This is a genomic window from Methanothermobacter sp. KEPCO 2, assembly GCF_041228365.1.
GTDB classification, from domain to species: Archaea; Methanobacteriota; Methanobacteria; order Methanobacteriales; family Methanothermobacteraceae; genus Methanothermobacter; species Methanothermobacter marburgensis.
In genome coordinates this window covers 895307-912190 of the sequence record NZ_CP166185.1, presented here as the reverse complement: position 1 = coordinate 912190, position 16884 = coordinate 895307, and the positions used below count along the sequence as shown (strand labels likewise).

Annotated in this window: 17 protein-coding genes; 8 read left to right on the top strand and 9 right to left on the bottom strand. The window is 48.2% G+C overall.

Annotation, left to right across the window (positions count from 1 at the left end):
- The first annotated feature begins 20 nt into the window (after nucleotides 1–20).
- On the top strand, nucleotides 21–812 hold the full coding sequence (locus tag AB9H23_RS04805; protein WP_370004360.1) for a succinylglutamate desuccinylase/aspartoacylase family protein: 792 nt from the start codon (nucleotides 21–23) through the stop codon (nucleotides 810–812).
- 216 nt (nucleotides 813–1028) lie between these two features.
- On the opposite strand, the gene AB9H23_RS04800 is transcribed toward AB9H23_RS04805, so the two are convergent.
- The 6 genes from AB9H23_RS04800 to argC all read right to left on the bottom strand — a co-directional run bounded on the left by AB9H23_RS04800 (nucleotide 1029) and on the right by argC (nucleotide 6856).
- Nucleotides 1029–2699 carry a pseudomurein-binding repeat-containing protein gene (locus tag AB9H23_RS04800; protein WP_370004359.1) on the bottom strand — a complete coding sequence of 557 codons (1671 nt, stop codon included), beginning with the start codon at nucleotides 2697–2699 and terminating at the stop codon, nucleotides 1029–1031.
- An 8-nt stretch (nucleotides 2700–2707) separates the two neighbouring features.
- Nucleotides 2708–3172, bottom strand: a complete 465-nt coding sequence (gene pyrI / locus AB9H23_RS04795) for an aspartate carbamoyltransferase regulatory subunit (protein ID WP_013296057.1) — start codon at nucleotides 3170–3172, stop codon at nucleotides 2708–2710.
- A gap of 18 nt (nucleotides 3173–3190) precedes the next feature.
- Nucleotides 3191–4399 (bottom strand): preprotein translocase subunit SecD, encoded by a 1209-nt coding sequence (locus tag AB9H23_RS04790; protein ID WP_321210901.1) that lies wholly within the window; start codon nucleotides 4397–4399, stop codon nucleotides 3191–3193.
- Complete coding sequence (locus tag AB9H23_RS04785; protein WP_370004357.1) at nucleotides 4396–5232, bottom strand: protein translocase subunit SecF; 837 nt, start codon at nucleotides 5230–5232, stop codon at nucleotides 4396–4398. Before AB9H23_RS04785 ends, AB9H23_RS04790 begins: the two co-directional genes overlap by 4 nt.
- A 29-nt stretch (nucleotides 5233–5261) precedes the next feature.
- Nucleotides 5262–5759: a flavodoxin gene (locus AB9H23_RS04780; protein WP_321210900.1), complete on the bottom strand. Its 498-nt coding sequence runs from the start codon at nucleotides 5757–5759 to the stop codon at nucleotides 5262–5264.
- Nucleotides 5760–5854: 95 nt separating this feature from the next.
- The gene (gene argC / locus AB9H23_RS04775; protein WP_321210899.1) at nucleotides 5855–6856 is read right to left on the bottom strand and encodes an N-acetyl-gamma-glutamyl-phosphate reductase; all 1002 of its coding nucleotides are present in this window, start codon (nucleotides 6854–6856) and stop codon (nucleotides 5855–5857) included.
- Nucleotides 6857–6967: 111 nt separating this feature from the next.
- On the opposite strand from argC, the gene AB9H23_RS04770 reads away from it, so the two are divergent.
- A complete protein-coding gene (locus AB9H23_RS04770; protein ID WP_370004355.1) occupies nucleotides 6968–7855 on the top strand; it encodes a transglutaminase family protein in 888 nt (295 codons plus the stop codon).
- A gap of 27 nt (nucleotides 7856–7882) precedes the next feature.
- Here AB9H23_RS04770 and AB9H23_RS04765 read toward each other — a convergent pair whose 3' ends face one another.
- On the bottom strand, nucleotides 7883–8338 hold the full coding sequence (locus tag AB9H23_RS04765) for an adenylyltransferase/cytidyltransferase family protein (RefSeq protein ID WP_201751524.1): 456 nt from the start codon (nucleotides 8336–8338) through the stop codon (nucleotides 7883–7885).
- Nucleotides 8339–8364: 26 nt separating this feature from the next.
- Nucleotides 8365–9105 carry a 1-(5-phosphoribosyl)-5-[(5-phosphoribosylamino)methylideneamino]imidazole-4-carboxamide isomerase gene (gene hisA, locus AB9H23_RS04760; RefSeq protein WP_370004354.1) on the bottom strand — a complete coding sequence of 247 codons (741 nt, stop codon included), beginning with the start codon at nucleotides 9103–9105 and terminating at the stop codon, nucleotides 8365–8367.
- 146 nt (nucleotides 9106–9251) lie between these two features.
- Between hisA and AB9H23_RS04755 the strand changes: the two genes are divergently transcribed.
- Nucleotides 9252–9842, top strand: a complete 591-nt coding sequence (locus AB9H23_RS04755; protein ID WP_370004353.1) for a V4R domain-containing protein — start codon at nucleotides 9252–9254, stop codon at nucleotides 9840–9842.
- Nucleotides 9843–9879: 37 nt separating this feature from the next.
- Here AB9H23_RS04755 and AB9H23_RS04750 read toward each other — a convergent pair whose 3' ends face one another.
- On the bottom strand, nucleotides 9880–10797 hold the full coding sequence (locus AB9H23_RS04750; protein ID WP_147671715.1) for a DMT family transporter: 918 nt from the start codon (nucleotides 10795–10797) through the stop codon (nucleotides 9880–9882).
- A gap of 204 nt (nucleotides 10798–11001) precedes the next feature.
- Between AB9H23_RS04750 and truA the strand changes: the two genes are divergently transcribed.
- From truA to AB9H23_RS04725, 5 genes are read left to right on the top strand one after another with little or no spacing between them, the layout of a single operon-like run.
- Nucleotides 11002–11823: a tRNA pseudouridine(38-40) synthase TruA gene (gene truA, locus AB9H23_RS04745; protein ID WP_147671716.1), complete on the top strand. Its 822-nt coding sequence runs from the start codon at nucleotides 11002–11004 to the stop codon at nucleotides 11821–11823.
- Between the two features lie 36 nt (nucleotides 11824–11859).
- Nucleotides 11860–13266, top strand: coding sequence for a DUF460 domain-containing protein (locus tag AB9H23_RS04740; RefSeq protein WP_370005946.1), 1407 nt, complete (start codon nucleotides 11860–11862; stop codon nucleotides 13264–13266).
- A 22-nt stretch (nucleotides 13267–13288) separates the two neighbouring features.
- Entirely contained in the window at nucleotides 13289–14593 is a 1305-nt protein-coding gene (gene wecB / locus AB9H23_RS04735) for a non-hydrolyzing UDP-N-acetylglucosamine 2-epimerase (protein WP_321210893.1), read from the top strand.
- 13 nt (nucleotides 14594–14606) lie between these two features.
- Nucleotides 14607–15902 (top strand): nucleotide sugar dehydrogenase, encoded by a 1296-nt coding sequence (locus AB9H23_RS04730; protein ID WP_321212158.1) that lies wholly within the window; start codon nucleotides 14607–14609, stop codon nucleotides 15900–15902.
- Nucleotides 15899–16879 (top strand): ATP-grasp domain-containing protein, encoded by a 981-nt coding sequence (locus AB9H23_RS04725; RefSeq protein ID WP_321210892.1) that lies wholly within the window; start codon nucleotides 15899–15901, stop codon nucleotides 16877–16879. Before AB9H23_RS04730 ends, AB9H23_RS04725 begins: the two co-directional genes overlap by 4 nt.
- Nucleotides 16880–16884 lie beyond the last annotated feature (5 nt).

Sequence of the window (16884 nt, the reverse complement as noted above, 5' to 3'; positions counted from 1 at the left end):
ATGTAGGGCAGGTGAAGATTATGAGGAAAGTACCGTTGAAATTTCTAACGATTCTTATTACACTTGCACTTTTCCTTTCATCTGTGCCCGTGGCTTCGGCACTCAAAACTGAGATCATCTATACTGGTACCGGTGGGGATGTATCAAAGAACTATTACATCAGGCACTACTCCCCTCACACATCGGTAACATCAGAGGTTTTTCAGGCCGCAAAAAAGGGCACGCCAATGTTCACATTTGGAAATGGTAGCAGGAAAGTTATAGTAGTTGCAGGGGTCCATGGAAATGAACTTCCAGCTTCAATTGCCGCTGTTAAACTCATAAATTATCTTTCAGGTAAAAGGATAAACGGAACGGTCTACGTTGTACCCTTCCTCATACCCTCATCCACTGCCAGAAGTTCCAGGTACTGGAATGGTAAGAACCCCAACAGCATTGCAAATGTGAGGGGCACACCATCCAACAGGATAGTTCAGGTCGCTGCTTCAAGGGGTGTGTGTGCCGTGGGGGACTTCCACTCAACAAGGCCCGGTGGAGTGCCGGGGAAAACATCGATTCTCTGCACAAGGATACCCACCTATGAGAGCTACAGGATGGCATCCTATATGAGCCGCTACAGCGGCTCAGCCCTCATACCATCACAGGTGGCAGGTAAGGATTATCCTGGGGCCCTTGAGGATGTCTGCAACCTTGCAGGTATCCCCGCAGTTACAGCTGAGGTCAGATCCCCCCATGGTTCGGTTGCATCGGGGAGTGTTACAAAATCCTACACCCAGATGATAGCCTTCCTGAAGTACAACGGCATCATCTGATGAGGTCACAATATTTAGGGAAAATATCGGTGTTCAAGGGCTTCTGAAAGAGGTAATTATCGGGAACTTCCAGAGCCGAAGTCTTAGACAAAGGCATCTAGGAATAACCTATTCCTTCCTTTTTAATGGAACATTATCTGCATTCGTTTTTTGCAGAAAAAACATATCAATTAAAGAGATGAAGAGGTTAAATTAAAAAAGAGATTTTTGACACATCTATGTTATGAGGTCCTTTATGAACTGGACCACAGTGTCAATGAGACTCTCACCCACCTTAACAGATGATGGGAACACCATCTTGCTCTTATCTGTGTGGTTCTGAATTATCTGTGCAAACATCAGTGTGTACTCGTCCCTCCCAAGCTTCTTATCACCCACTGAGACATAGGCTGGAAGCCTCCTGTTGATCTTTGCGAATTCATAGACCCTCCTTGCGGCGTCACGGTACTCGGCCCTTGTGAGTGTCCCTGTGTAGGTGTTGCTTGATGAACTTGCGTCGGATATTGCAGTTGTGTTCTTTCTGATGGGAAGCCCTGCTATGTACTGGGATGCAAGGTAGACCCACTCCTCCCGGGCCATTTCGGTTGTATTACCACTGACTATGCGGCGGGCATCTGCTGAGAGTGTGGTTGGATCGATCTCATGCCTTGCGATGTACACTGATGAATTCACTGTCCTCAGGTGCTCGCCATCTGCAGAGTAGGCGTAGTCGATGAGATTCATTGCTGTGAAGTGGACCTGCTGGCTCTGGGGTAAAACCTTTGGTTCCAGGAGGAGAATACCTGCACTCCTGAGGTACTCTGAGGGTTTACTGATCCCTGCAAAGTAGACGTTTGAGAAGTTATCATCCCAAGCCCTTGATAGGTAGCTGGTCTTCTCAAGGTTGAGGCTACCGTAATTCACATAGGCCACCCCGTCGAGCCTGGAGGCGTATGATCTGAGGTAACCTGATTTTATCCCTGAGATGGTGTTGTACATCGTCCCGGGACATGCGGCTGCTATGTAAACGGCAAGGGAGCCTGGGGGGGCATTCTTAATGGCACGGTCGGCTTCCCCGGGGGCCGGTGACCTCTCATCTAGTATAACCCTGGCTGACCCTGCTATCTCTGCCTTTATGGATTCCATGAGTGTTCTTCCATTAACACCATTCAACCTGTCTGAGCTTATATATATGGTCTCTGGCGCACCTGAAGCGTAGCGGTTCATTATAACAGATGTGGTTGGATAGCATGATGACCAGAGAACCGTTCCATTGACTCTAACTGATGTGGATGTGGAGAACACGCCTGATTTCCAGAGTGTCATTGCCACGGGTAGAAGCGACCTGGGTGCCATGACCCTTGGTCCTGATTTTGGCTGAAGGGCGCTCAGTGTGGCTGAATCACTGCCATACCACACCCTCTGGTAGGGTATGCCAAGACCCTTCAGTGATGATGAGGGTATGGCTGATGCTGGGGCGCATATGATTATCTTCTTGGGCTTCAAACGTTTTATTTCGGTTCTGGTGGCTGATGGCAGCGTTTTTCCACTTATAAGGAGGGGTGCATCATTTTTTATTGCAGCATAGGCTGCTGAGATGTCTGACCCGGTTCCAAGGACAACCACGTTGCTCCTGCTCCAGTAACGTGCAAGGGAGGATGTCCTTGCAGGGATACGGGTTCCATTAACCTTAACGTCACCAACAACAACCGTGTCCATCCCCTTAACATACTTGAGGACGGACTTCTCTGGAGTGTAACTGCTCACCACAAGTCCGCTTTTTGTATGGGCTGCCGCAGGTGCCGTTATAATGGCATGGGATGAATCGGTTACAAAAACAGCACCGGCTGCAGGTGATACAAGAAACAGGAAGATGATGACCAGTGCAGATACCTTAATCTCTCTCATGGAATCACCTAAAACTGGGATTCTATCTCCTCGGTCTCGATGAGGCGCTCACAGTAATAGCATCGCAGCATCACAGGTTCCTTTGATATGACATAGAACCGGTTCTCAACGCCCTCATCGCTGTTTGTGATACAGTTGGGGTTGGGACACCTCAGGATGCCCCTAACCTCATCCAGAAGCCTCACCTTGGCCTTTTCAACAATCTTGTAATCCCTTATGATGTTTATGGTAGCTCGCGGGGCTATCAGGGCTATCTGATCCACCTCGGATGACTCAAGTTCCCTGTTCTCTATCTTAACAATATCCTTGGAGCCAAGCTGGGATGAATCCATGTTCATGGCAACCGTCACCTTGCTCCTCCCATCAGGTAATCCAAGGATGTTGAGTACATTGAGGGCCCTGTTGGCGGTTATATGGTCTATAACCGTCCCGTTCTTTATCGGCTTGACCCGCAGTTCAAAGGGTTTCTTCATTTCATACCCACCTTCAGATCACCTTCTACCCAGATTGAAGGTTTCAATGAACTTTGCATACACAGGTCTTGTTATGAACACACCTATAAGCACCCCAAGGACGGTGGTGAATGCGAAACCTGAAAGGAGACCTATACCGGTGGCACCCCTTGAAAAGCCCACGTAGGCCAGTGGAAGCATTGCGGCTATCAGGGTACCTGCAGATGCGAATATTATGAAGAAGGCATCCTTTATCCTGAACTTACGTCTGGTTCTCCTGCCCTCACCTGCCAGTACCTCGTCTGTTATGATGATCTGGTCATCAACGCCGGTACCTATGGCTGCCAGTATACCTGCTATTGCCGCAAGGTCAATGTTCCACCTTATAACAGCAGCCGCGCCCAGTATGATTATGAGTTCCGCAAGGGTCGTCATGAAGATGGGCACAACCAGGAGGGGTGTCCTGTAGCGTATTATGAGTATGACGGCAATTGCAAGGACAGCAAGAAGCCCTGCGATGAGTGCACCCTCTGCAAACTGTTTTCCAAGTTCTGCAGATACACTACTCACACCAACAATTTTAACCTTCACAGGAAGAGACCCTGATTTCAGGAGTGTCTCTATCTCCTTTGCCTGAGCCTCAGCCTCTTCCTTGCTGTTCTCGGCCCCTGTTATCCGGACATCTGTGGTCGGTTTTCCTGTTGCAACCTCCGGTGAAATCTCAGGGGATGTGATCAGACGGTCATCCAGGTACATGTTGACTGGCTGCCCTGCTTTGCCCCTGGCAGCCTCAGCGAACCTCTGAGCCCCTGCAGTTGAAAGCTTGAAGGGCACCTCCCATTCATTGGCTGTGATTATGGGTGCCTGGACACTCACAATGTCCGCCCCTGTAAGGACGGTCTCGTTTCCTATGCGGGCCTCAAATTTACCGGGTTTCCCAACTATGTCTGCAACCTGATCAGGCTGGACCCCTGCAATTTCAACTATAACGTTCTGATCGCCACTGGCACGCACCTTCACGTCCTTGACACCGAATATGTTGAGCCTCTTGTCCAGCACGCTTGTCACTGTATTCATTGTGGCAGCATCCACCGGCTTTTCAAGCTGTATCTGTATGAGCGAACCCCCCTTGAGGTCAAGACCCTGCTGGATCCCCAGGGTTGACACCGCAGCTATACTGCCTGCAACAAGGACAAGGAGAAGTATAACCCTGTAATCTTTGAGGAATTTTGAAACCTTCCTGTTCATGCTTTAACCTCCAGGTACCACCTCAGAATTCCAAGGTTCATGAGCCAGGTGGTTATGATGTCTGCAAGGAGCCCTATTATGAGCACAGCGGCTATGTTACTCAGGACCTGTGCCTCTGGCATAAGGAAGACAGTGACCAGGTACAGGGCTGTCATTGAGGCTATGGCTGATATGGACATGGTGAGCCCTGTCTTCAGGGCCCCGAGAGCCCTCTGGTTGATGTCCCCCTTTTTCTGCTTCAGGACCCTTGTTGTGAGGAGAATATCCGTGTCCACACTGTAACCTATGAGCATGAGTATGGCCCCCACTGAGGCGAGGGAGAGGGGTATGCCGAAGAGTGACATCCCACCAACCGCTATTATTATGTCGGAAGCTGCTGCAAGGATAACAGCGATGGAGGGTATCGGGTCCCGGAATACTATGAAGACGGTGATCGACATGAAGAGGAATGCAAATCCAACGGCCCAGTATATCTGATTCAGTGCCTGCTTGCTCAGGACAGGGCCTACTGACTTGTAACTGTTTATGGTTGCGGTTCCCTTAAGGGCATCACTCACCCTGACAACATCCACATCGGTACCGAACTGTACCGTCGCCCTTTTACCTGTCACAGAGAGCACCTTCACATCATCCAGGCCCAGTTCACCCTTGAGGAGTGATTCCAGTTCCGGACCACTGATGCTCTTCTCAAGGGTGAGGTCTGCGAGCGCCCCGCCCCTGAGGTCCACGCTTTCATTGAGACCATGGAAAACCACAAGGAGAAGGGCCAGCAGTGTTATTGCTGCAGGTATTGCTATGAGCGGCTTGTATGATCTGAATATCCTATCAAACAATGTTATCACCTGATCTCTCTGGCAGTTCATCACCTGGAGCTGTATATCTTCAGGTCCTTTTCTGCCATAATCTTGAGTGTATCCTCCCTTACCTGGATAAGTTCCTTTCCGCCGGTTTTCTGCATGAAGAAGTTCACTATACGGCCTCCACGGGCCCTTATCTTTTCAGACATGCGTTCGATTACCCCCTCACCACCCTGTCTGCTCATGGTTGTAAAGGGTATCACGTCCTTTCCCATGAAATCTGCCCTGTCAATGAATGTTATCACTGCAGGTGAGGGCTTTCCGGCCCAGGTTGGGGTGCCAATGTATATGAGGTCATATTCTGAGAGTTCAACCCTTTCTGGACTGATCGGGGTTTTTGATTCCCTAAGCGCATCTATTGAGGACTTAAAACTACTTAAAAATCCTTTTCTATCCTTAAGATCCTTGATTTCAATTAGATCAGCATTCAATTCCTCTGCAAGTGTCTTTGCCACCATTGCAGTGTTTCCTGTGCGTGAATAGTAGATCACACATGTCTTCATCGTATCACTCAGCTTCATCACCTAACAGATAATCTGATCCATTTATTTATAATATAATTTTCTGTTCACTTAATATTTCCCTTGAATCCAGAATCTCATGGATGCATTCCAGGGAAGTCAAGGCCCTCCACCTCACTGAATCCACACATTATGTTCATGTTCTGTATGGCCTGACCTGAGGCACCCTTCACAAGGTTGTCTATGGCAGAGACTATAACGGCCCTCTGGTTATCATCCACCTCAAAGCATCCTATGTGGCAGAAGTTTGAACCCCTCACGGCACTGAGCACAGGCATCCCATCGACAACCCTGACAAAGGGTTCTCCATCGTAGAAGCCCTGGAATATCTCCCTGAGTTCATCCTGACTGAGGTCCTCACTGAGGAAGGCGTGTGCGGTTGTGAGGATGCCCCTGGTTACCGGGACAAGGTGTGGGGTGAAGCTGAGCCTCACAGGGTTGAACCTTGAAAGTTCCTGCCTTATTTCAGGTGTGTGCCTGTGTCTTGTCACGTTGTAGGCGGTAACATTGTCACTGCATTCAGGGTAGTGAGTGAGGGGGGTTGGCTTCACACCGGCACCACTCACACCTGTCTTTGAATCAATTATGAATGTGTCAGCAAGCTTCTCATAAACCAGGGGGAGACATGCAAGTATTGCACCTGTGGGAAAACATCCGGGATTCGCCACAAGATCTGCAGATTCTATCTCCTCCCGGTGAATCTCGGGAAGACCATAGACAGCTTCAAGGGGTTTTTCATGTTTGATCCCATACCACTCCTCATAGGTACTTGTGTCCTGGAACCTGTAGTCCCCGCTGAGATCCACAACCCGCATACCCCTCTCTAGCAGATCAGGAACGATCTTCATGGAGGCTCCATGTGGGGTGGCCGTGAAAACGATATCCGCGTCCATTTTTTCCATGGACTCCTCGAATTTCAGGTCAGTGTCCTGGAGGTGGGGATGTACCCGCGATACAGGAAGACCCCTGTACTGCCTTGAGGTTGCAGCCACCACCTCCACCTTACTGTGGTTATAAAGTAATCTGAGGAGTTCACCACCTGTATATCCGCTGGCTCCAATAATACCCGCACTGATCACGTCAATCACCTTTGCTAATTTATTAGTAATTTGGTGGAATGCATTTAAATAAGGTTGTATTCTGCTTAAATGGACCAAAAACTTATAAATGGAGTGGCATAGAATTCTTGAATGTCCACGGGGGAGAGTTACCCCCACAATGGAGGCGGTAAAATTAAGCGTCACTCGATATTTGCAGTGCTGCTACTTCTTGGAGTGGCAGTGTTGCCTGCAGGGTATGTGAGTGCAGCTGATTCAAATGTAACATCCAATGCAACGGTTAACAGCACAGCAGCCAGCACATCTGCGTACACAAAGGTATCTCCATCAACAACAGTGAGCTACACCTACCACGACTATGTCCCGTATACTGTGAGGGTGAAGGTTTCCTACATGAAACCCTACACAGTGAAGGTTAAGACACCCATAAAGAGGTACTACTACAGGAAGGGAAAGTACAGGGTGAGGTACGTCTACAGCTACACCTATGTGACCAAGTACCGTAAAACCTACAGATGGGTTACAGAGACACGCTACAGAAAGGTTACTCGGATCGGGTATGCTGAGATGGGTGATTACCTCAGGGAAACAGAAAACTGCCAGGTTTCGGATCCTGAAATTTCTTCTCTAAGTTCTAACCTGACTTCAGGATGCACTTCAACCTATGAGAAAGCTGTCCGCATATTCAACTGGGTCAGGGATAATATAGACTACAGCTTCTACTACAACACAAAAAACGGTGCGGTTGAGACACTCCACAAGGGGTCAGCCAACTGCTGTGACCACACACATCTTCTGGTTGCTCTTGCAAGGTCTGCAAACATACCCGCAAGGTACATGCATGGTAAATGCGTATTTAGAAGCGGAAACACCTATGGACATGTCTGGGGACAGTTGTATATCAACGGAAAATGGTATGACGCAGACGCAACAAGCTTCTCAAACACTCTCGGCACGATAAAAAACTGGGACACCTCCAGCGCATTCATAAAAGGTGTTTACGCCGAATTACCATTCTAGAATCTCAAATATCCAATTTTTTATTTTTTAGCAGTTTTTCAGGGCGTCCTCATCAAATTCCATCTTCCGTATCTTTTTTATTATCTTACAGGTACTGTCAAGTTCGGATCTTCTGTATTTGCCCACCCTTTTAACCTCACACTCAAGGCCCCTTCTTCTGAGTTCATCCCTCAGTTCATCGATATCGAACTTCTGATCTGGGCCTATGGCGATTATATCAGGCTTCAACCTGTGAACTATCTCAAACATATCGGTTTCGCTTCCAAGGTAGGCATCATCAACGGGTTTGAGCATCCTTACAACTTCAAGTCTCTGCCTTTCACCTATGATGGGCGTCCTCTTACGCGCCCTTACCGTGGAGTCCCTTGCAAGTACAACCACCAGTCTGGCGTTTTCTCCCCCAAGTTTCTTTGCCTCCTCAAGGAAAAATCCGTGGCCAGGGTGGATTATGTCAAATGTGCCTGTTGCCATGACGGTTTTAATTTCAGTTCGCTCATCAACGGATCCGTTCATTTCAGTTCCTGATATTTTAAGGCCTCCCTGAAGTCTATCTTGCCCCTGTAAATGGCTGAACCAATAACAACACCTGCGGCACCTGTTTTCTGGAGCTCCTCAATGTCCTGAATGCTGCTGATACCCCCCGAGTAAACAACGGGTACATCAACGGCATTCACAAGTTCAATCACTGGGGCTGGATCAAATCCAGAGAGAAGACCCTCAAAGTCCACATTTGTAAAGAGTATGCTTCCGGCACCTTCATCCTGGAGTTTTCTACCCAGCTCCACCGCTGTATGTTCTATATTCTCTGTCCATCCCCTTATAACAACCTTTGAGTCCCTGCTATCGAGTGAGACCATTATACGGTCCGAGCCATATTCCCCTGAGAGATCCCCTATGACCTCAGGGTTTTCGATGGCCATGGTGCCGAGTATTATCCTCTCAAAGCCCATCTCCAGGAGTTCAGAGGCATATCCCTTACTTCTTATTCCCCCACCTATCTGGAGTGGCACAGAGACACTTTCTGTGATTTCTTTAAGGATATCGGTATTCCTCTCTGAACCCAGGGCACCGTCAAGGTCAACAACATGGATGGTCTCAGCCCCCAGGGATTCCCACCTCTCCGCCACACCGGCAGGGTCATCAATCACAACCTGCTCGGTGCCAGGTTTTCCCTGCACAAGCTGGACGCATTTACCGTTTCTTATATCAACAGCTGGAATTATGAGCATCCTATCCTTCCTGAAGGTCATATTATCACTTTAAAGTTAATCGATGTTTAAAAGGGCCTCTAATAAAACCCCTTGCAATAATTATCTTCTCCATATGATACCCACTTTTCACTGAAAATATTTAAGAATTTCACCCACATATATTAAGACGTAGATAGGTGTTTGCAATGAGCGGTTTAAGGGCCCTCATCAGGGAATACAGAAGGATCACAGACAATGAAATCAAATCTGAAACAGGAAATGAAACTCTTATGGGTCCAAGGGGTCCCCTCAAGGAAAAGATAGAGTTCAGAGACCTTCTGAATCCAGGTAGAAGGTATTTTTCAGCTTTCAAAGAGGACGACAAGTATGTATCCAGCTTCCGGCTTGGCCACTTCAATATCCCTGATATAATCGCCGGGTCAGCTGCAGGTGTCTCATACATTGGGGGCATGAACCTTGGAAGGGCGCTTATAAAGGAGGGCCTTGCAGATGATACCCGATCACTGGGGGAGTTAATGCTGGAGCATAAACTCGGGATACTTGACGTGATATCTGAAGAGGGGGACGGAAGGCACCTCACGATGGACATAAGGGTCTATGAGTGTATCGAGTGCTCGGGCCTTCCAAATATTGGACGCCCCATCTGCTTCTTTGAGGCAGGCATAATAGCAGGGGCCCTCTCTGAGATACTTGGGGGAAGGGTTGATGCATATGAGAGGCGCTGCTGGACCAATGGCTACTCCTTCTGCCAGTTTGATGTGAGGGCCAGAATCTGATCAACTGTTTCAGTGGAGATTGAGCTCCAAGCTTGAACTATTTTTTCATGCCGTTCCAGTAGAGAATTATAACCCCGGTGAGCATCACAATTCCAGAAACCACCTGCATGGCTGAAAAGGGTTCATTCAGGATTAAAAACGCAAATATGGCTCCAAAGAGTGACGATAGAGGGAACAGGGACCCCACCATCGCCGCGCCTATCTCCCTTACTGCAATGTAGATGAGGATGAAGGAGCAGCCTATACTGAAAATCGAAACCATGAGTGCATAGGGGAGCATTTCAGGCGGGAGAACTGTGCCCAAACCGAGAATCAGCATGATAATCAGGAGCAGAAAGCCCCCCACAGAACTTTTGATACCTGAAAGAAGGATGAGGTCCCTTTTTTTGCTTAAAAATTTACTTAGAACTGTGTCAAGGCTCCAGAAGAAGGCCGCTGAGATAACAAGGAGGTTACCGCTCACCGCCACATTGTTGAAGAGACTCTGAAACTCACCATCACTGACGAGGTAGGCGGCTCCAACTACGAGAAGCATTATTCCAAGGAAGTCCTTAAATTTGAGTGTCTCCCTGAAAATCAGGTAGCCGAGGATTATGATGAAGAGAACCTCAATGTTTAAAAGGAGGGATGCGTTAACTGCTGTTGTCTCACCAAGACCAGTAAGGAAAAGTACAGGTGCAATAACCGTGCTGAGAAGTGCTGTGAGGAGGAGTAAAAGGTAATCCCTTCCGGTTATTCTGCTCTCTATCTCATCTGTTCTGTTGATCATGTCAAGTATGTTCTCCTTGAGGGGTGACTGCCTCACCATGAAAAGAAAAATGCCTGCAATTAGGTATGTGTAGGCCCCGATGGTTATGGGGTGCATCTCAGATAACATTATCTTGTCAAGGGTTGCTGACATACCAAAGAAAACCGTTGCAGTTATGATACTTAGATAACCCCAGACCTTTCGCATACCTGCACCCCAGAGTGAGTGAATCATCAAAATATAACTTGCAGATCACATATAAAACATGGCATGATGTCGGTTCAGATATCGCTGACGCAGATTATAAAAGTAGCGTATGGTTATTTCCGGAGTTATGCTTAGTAGTCAGATGTTCATCAATAACGAATTAAAGCATCCATTGCTCTGTAACATTGTTCAGGGGGATCTAATATGAAGAAGATAGCACTTAAGGTTGCATATATCGGTACCAACTATCACGGGTTTCAGAGACAGCCTGATGTCCCCACTGTGGAGGGAAAACTCCTTGATGCTCTGAAGGAGGCTGGCGTAATCAGGAGTCCTGGAGAGTCCCGCTTCCAGATAGCGGGCAGGACTGACAGGGGTGTCCATGCACTGGGGAATTTTGTGAGCTTCTTCACAGAAGAGGAGATCCATGTGAACCAGATAAACGACCTCCTCCCCCCTGACATAAAGGTCCTTGCCTGGGCATCTGTAATGTACCCATTCAAGGTGCGCTACCCCCTTGAGAGACACTACCGCTACATTCTACACAGGGGGGAGTCCATGGACACTGATGCAATGGCCGAGGCAGCTGAACACTTCAGAGGCACCCACGACTTCAGCAACTTCTCGAGGAGGAGGGACAGGAATCCCATAAGAAAAATAAATGATGTCAGGGTATCAGAAGATGAGAACTCCATCCTGGTGGACGTCTACGGTGAAAGCTTCCTCTGGCAGATGGTACGCAAAATGGTGAGAGTCCTCCTACTGGTTTCAGAGGGGGAACTATCTCCAGAGGATGTTGCAAAACTTCTGGATACAGACGAAAGGGTTTTCATAGACCCGGCGCCCCCTGAGAACCTCATCCTCATGGACCTCAAATATGGGGTTAAGATAAAACTCAGGCATGATGAATATGCCATTGAACGTTTCAGATCCCTTCTTGAAGAGGAATTCCGGAGGTACCGTGACATGTCAATGGTCAGGAGAGTCATGGGAGATTCCCTGAAACATATACGCGACTCTGACTGAGTTCCCCTCTGGTTTATCCAAAACTCTAAATAATTTATTATAAATATAGTAACCAGGGAAGCGATAATTCTGGAGGATCATAATCTGCAGCAGAATAGAAATCCTGATAGGGGTGCTGCGAAACCCCTAACGATAGTTGGTGTTGATCCTGGCCTCACGGTTGGCCTGGCAGTCCTAGACCTGGAGGGGAGACTTCTCTACCTTGGAAGCATGAAGGAGGCCTCAAGGTCCAGCATAATAGAGGAGATAATAGAATATGGAAAACCCGTAGTTGTCGCATCGGACGTATACCCCCCTCCCGGAGCGGTTAAAAGGATCGCTTCAATGCTCAACGCTAAATTATATACTCCGGAGAAGGTTTTAACGGTATCATTCAAGAATGAACTGGTATCAGAATTTCTAAGGGAATCTGAGAATGCACCGGAAAACTCCCATGAAAGGGACGCCCTTGCAGCGGCTTTGAGGGCCTACAGGCATTATGAAAAGAAACTGAGACAGATCGATAGGAAGGTCGAGGGGGCTGGCCTCACAGCAGGGGAAACCCTTGAGGTCAAGGGCCTGGTTATAATGGGAAAACCAGTTGCAGAAGCAATAAGATCACTTAAAGAAATTGGAGAGCCAAATAAAATCTCTTCTGGGGTTATGGGTGAGTTTTCTGAGACAGAAACCTCCGAATTTTCAGCTGAGGATGAAAAATCCCACGGAGACGTTGAAAAACTCAGGAGGACCATAAGGACTCAGCGTTCAACTATAAGGCACCAGAGGCTGACAATTGAAAAACTCAAAAGGGAGGGGAGGTCCCTTAAGGAAAGGATAAGCAAACTCGAGAAGGAGAAGTCAAAGCTGAAGTCAAAGCTTGAAAGGTTACAGTATGAATATTCAAGGGACCTTCTACTTAACCGGGAGTTATCACATAAACTCAAGGTCATTGAAAAGCTTCAGAGGAAATACACGAGGGAGCGGGAACGCAGGGAAGCCCTTGAGAGGGACCTTGACGCACTGCTTCAGATAAAGGACATGGAGTCATCGGAAAACACATCACCTGTGAAGATAATTGATAGCTTCACAAGGGAGGGTATAAGGAGCGCATGTTCCCGGTGGAAGATAAAGAGGGGTGACGTGCTTCTACTCAGAAGTTCCGAGGGCGGGGGCTCACAGACTGCAAGGATATTAAGGGACCTGAAACCCTGTGCCATTATAACAGAGGACAGAATGTCCCACCAGGCCCTTGAGGTTTTCGAGGAGGCCGAAGTGCCCGTCATATCCAGGGAATCCCTTGATATTCAGATACATGATGATTTCGGCTCAGTTAAAACTCAAGATTTAAATAGAGAAATTAAAAAATGGAAACACAGATTAAATGAAAAGAGAAAGAAAAGAGAAGAAGAGGAGCTTCTGAGGGTAATAACTGAATACAGGGCTCAGAGAAGAAGAAATCATTAATGAGACTTTTCAAGTGGTTAAAATGAAGATTGCAGTTGTTTTGGGAACGCGGCCAGAGATAATAAAGATGGCCCCTGTCATAGATGAGATAGAAAGGCGCAACCTTGACTTCACACTCATACACACAGGTCAGCACTATGACCATGAAATGTCAGACCAGTTCTTCATTGACCTGGAACTCCCATCACCGGACTACAATATAGGTGCAGGTTCAGGGAGCCATGGGGCCATGACTGCAGAGATGCTAAGGGGTATAGAGGATGTCCTCATGAGGGAGGAACCCAATATCGTGATGGTACAGGGGGACACAAACGCTGTCCTTGCAGGGGCCCTTGCGGCAGTGAAGCTCCACATACCCGTTGGACACGTGGAGGCGGGCCTCCGATCATTTGACAGGACCATGCCCGAGGAAATAAACCGGATGGTGGCAGATGTCTGCTCAAAACTCTACTATGTACCCACCGAGGAATCTGCCATTAACCTCCTCATGGAGGGTGCCGATCCAGAGACAGTATTTGTAACCGGAAACACGGTTGTTGACGCCTGCCTCAGGAATATTGAGATAGCATCAAAGAAATCAGATATCCTCTCAGAGTTTCAGGGGGATGAAAAACTTGTTGCGCTGACCCTTCACCGCGCAGAAAATGTGGATAACCCTGAAAGGCTCAGATCAATAGTGGAGGCCATACTTGAGCTTGATGAATTCAGGATAGTCTTCCCGGTTCATCCAAGGACGAGGAAGAACCTGGAAAAATCTGGCCTCTACACCAGACTGCTCGAGGCGGAGCACGTCACATTAAAAAAGCCAATGGGTTATCTTGATTTCCTTCTTCTCCTTTCAAACTCGTTCATGGTACTCACGGACTCCGGCGGACTCCAGGAGGAGGCCATAACATTCAATGTGCCCTGTTTGACCCTGCGATACAATACTGAACGCCCTGAAACTGTTGAGGCGGGGGGTAACATACTTGTAGGGGCTGATAAGAACAGGATAACCGCAACAGCCAGGAGGCTCCTTGAGGACCCTGATTTCAGAGAGGGGATGATGAGGGCAGATAATCCCTACGGTGACGGCCATGCCTCAGAGAGGATACTGGATGAGACCCTTCGGCTACACATGGAGGGCAGGCTCACAATGAAACCACCCGCTGAGGTCATGGAAGCACCATCAAGAAGGCTTATACATGTGGATGAAAATATCACGGTGGCTGAATTCGCTGAAAGGAATGATGCAGTTATAAGGATGGTTTATGCTGGAGGAGAACCGGTTTTTCCATCCCATACACTTAACCTGAAGGATAAGGATGTTTTGATTGAGTACAGGTGATGGAGGAATTGACATGGACGATTACAGGATAGCAGTATTTGGCCTTGGACACATAGGTCTTCCAACAGCAGCACTTTTTGCCAGGGCAGGATTTGATGTTACAGGGGTTGACATAAGCACAGAAACGGTGGAAAAGGTCAACATAGGAAAATCACCTGTCCCTGAACCGGGTCTTGACGAACTCGTTGCTGAGGTTGTTGGGAAAGGTAAACTGAGGGCAACAGTCGATGGTGTTAGCGCTGCAGAGGAATCAAACGTGATGGTTGTGGTGGTACCGACACCTGTTAACAGCGACAACACGTCTGACCTTTCTGCTGTGATATCCGCGACAGAGACCATCTCAGAGGGTCTTAAGAAGGGCGACCTTGTGATTATAGAGAGCACCGTACCTCCAGGGGCCTGCGAGAACGTGGTGCTTCCAATACTTGAAAAAACAGGTTTACGCGCGTCAGGGGACTTTGGGCTTGCATACACACCTGAAAGGGCCCTTCCAAACAACACACTCCATGAGATGCAGAACAATGCAAGGGTCATAGGGGGCATAGATGGGAAAAGTGCAGAGATGGCAGCTCAACTTTACGGTAAGGTCACAAGGGGCGAGGTAATAGTTGTGGATGACATCATAACAGCAGAAATGGTTAAGCTCATGGAGAACACCTACAGGGATACCAACATAGCCCTCGCCAATGAACTTGCAGTTATATGCGAGTCACTTGGCATAGACGCCATAAAGGCCATAGAGGCAGCAAACCACCACCCCAGGGTGAACCTCCACACACCAGGACCCGGTGTTGGGGGCCACTGCCTGTCGATAGACCCCTACTTCATAGTTGAGATGGCAGAGAAACATGGTGTACCAGCAAGACTCATAAGGACGGCCAGGGAGGTCAATGAATCAATGCCCTTCCATGTCCTTAACATCATAAGGGATGCACTTGAATCAGCTGGCCGGGACCTTGCAGGGTCACGGGTGGGTGTTCTTGGAGTGGCCTATAAGGGTGATGTTGCAGATGCAAGGGAGACACCAACAAGGCCCCTTGTGGCAGCACTCATATCAGAGGGGGCTGAGGTCGTTGTCAACGACCCCCATGTTGACCCTGTGCTGATAAAGAAAATGGGTGTTGAACCTGTCTCACTTGAAGAGGCACTTGAATCTGACTGTGTGGTTCTCATGACGGATCATTCTGAATATCTTGAAATAACCCCTGAGATGATAGTTGGTGGGATATTCATCTGCACCAGACCTGTTCTGGATCCTGAAGAATTCAGAGAACATGGCATAGTATTCCGGGGTGTGGGGCGCCCTTGAAACTTCTAATATTTGAATATGCAACTGCCTCAGGGATTGAAGATCCCGAGATATTCCTTGAGGGCCGTTCAATGCTTGAGGCTCTTCTTGCTGACTTCAGTAACCTTGAAATTGACTTTCTTCTCTCTGAGAAGTTCGCTGATATTGAAATCCAGTCCAACTGCAGGCCAACAATCATCACAGGTTCCCTCAGGAAATGGCTCAGAGCAAACCTCCATAGATTTGACGCCTGCATATTCATCGCAGCAGAGGAGGATATGGAACTCTATAAACTCACAGAACTGGTTGAGGACTCAGGAGTACTTCTTATCGGCTCAGGCAGTGAGGCGGTCCGCATATGCTCAGATAAGAGGATGACCTACAGGGCCCTCAGGGGCGTGGTTCCCCTCATAAGGACCTATGAACGTGATGATCTTGAAGAACTACCATCAAGGGTTCTCATAAAACCCGCAGACGGTGTTGCCTGCCAGGGTATAAGGATACTTGAGCCGGAGAACCTCCATGAAATCCCTGAGAATATGATAATACAGGAATTTGTTGAGGGTGAGAGCGTCAGCGTGAGCCTGCTCTCTGATGGAAAAAGAGCACTTCCACTGAGCCTCAACAGGCAGAATATCCTCATAAGGGGGGATTCACTGGAGTATAATGGGGGCGTCACCCCTGTGAATCACAGGATGAGGGATGAGGCCTTCAGGGTTGCCAGAAGGGCTGTGGAATCCATTGAGGGTTTGAGGGGCTATGTTGGTGTGGACATGATACTTGCAGATAAACCCTATGTTGTTGAAATAAACTCCAGGATCACGACACCCTACATAGGACTCAGAAGGATTTCAGAGGGAAACCTGGGCCATATGGTCCTTCAATCTGTTATGGGTGAACTTCCAGAGCGTATTAAATTTAATGGGACAGCATACTTCAGAAAAGGTTCCAGCGGCATGGTTGTGGATATCCGCAGGGGAGCTGAAGCCGGGAATTAAGAGTA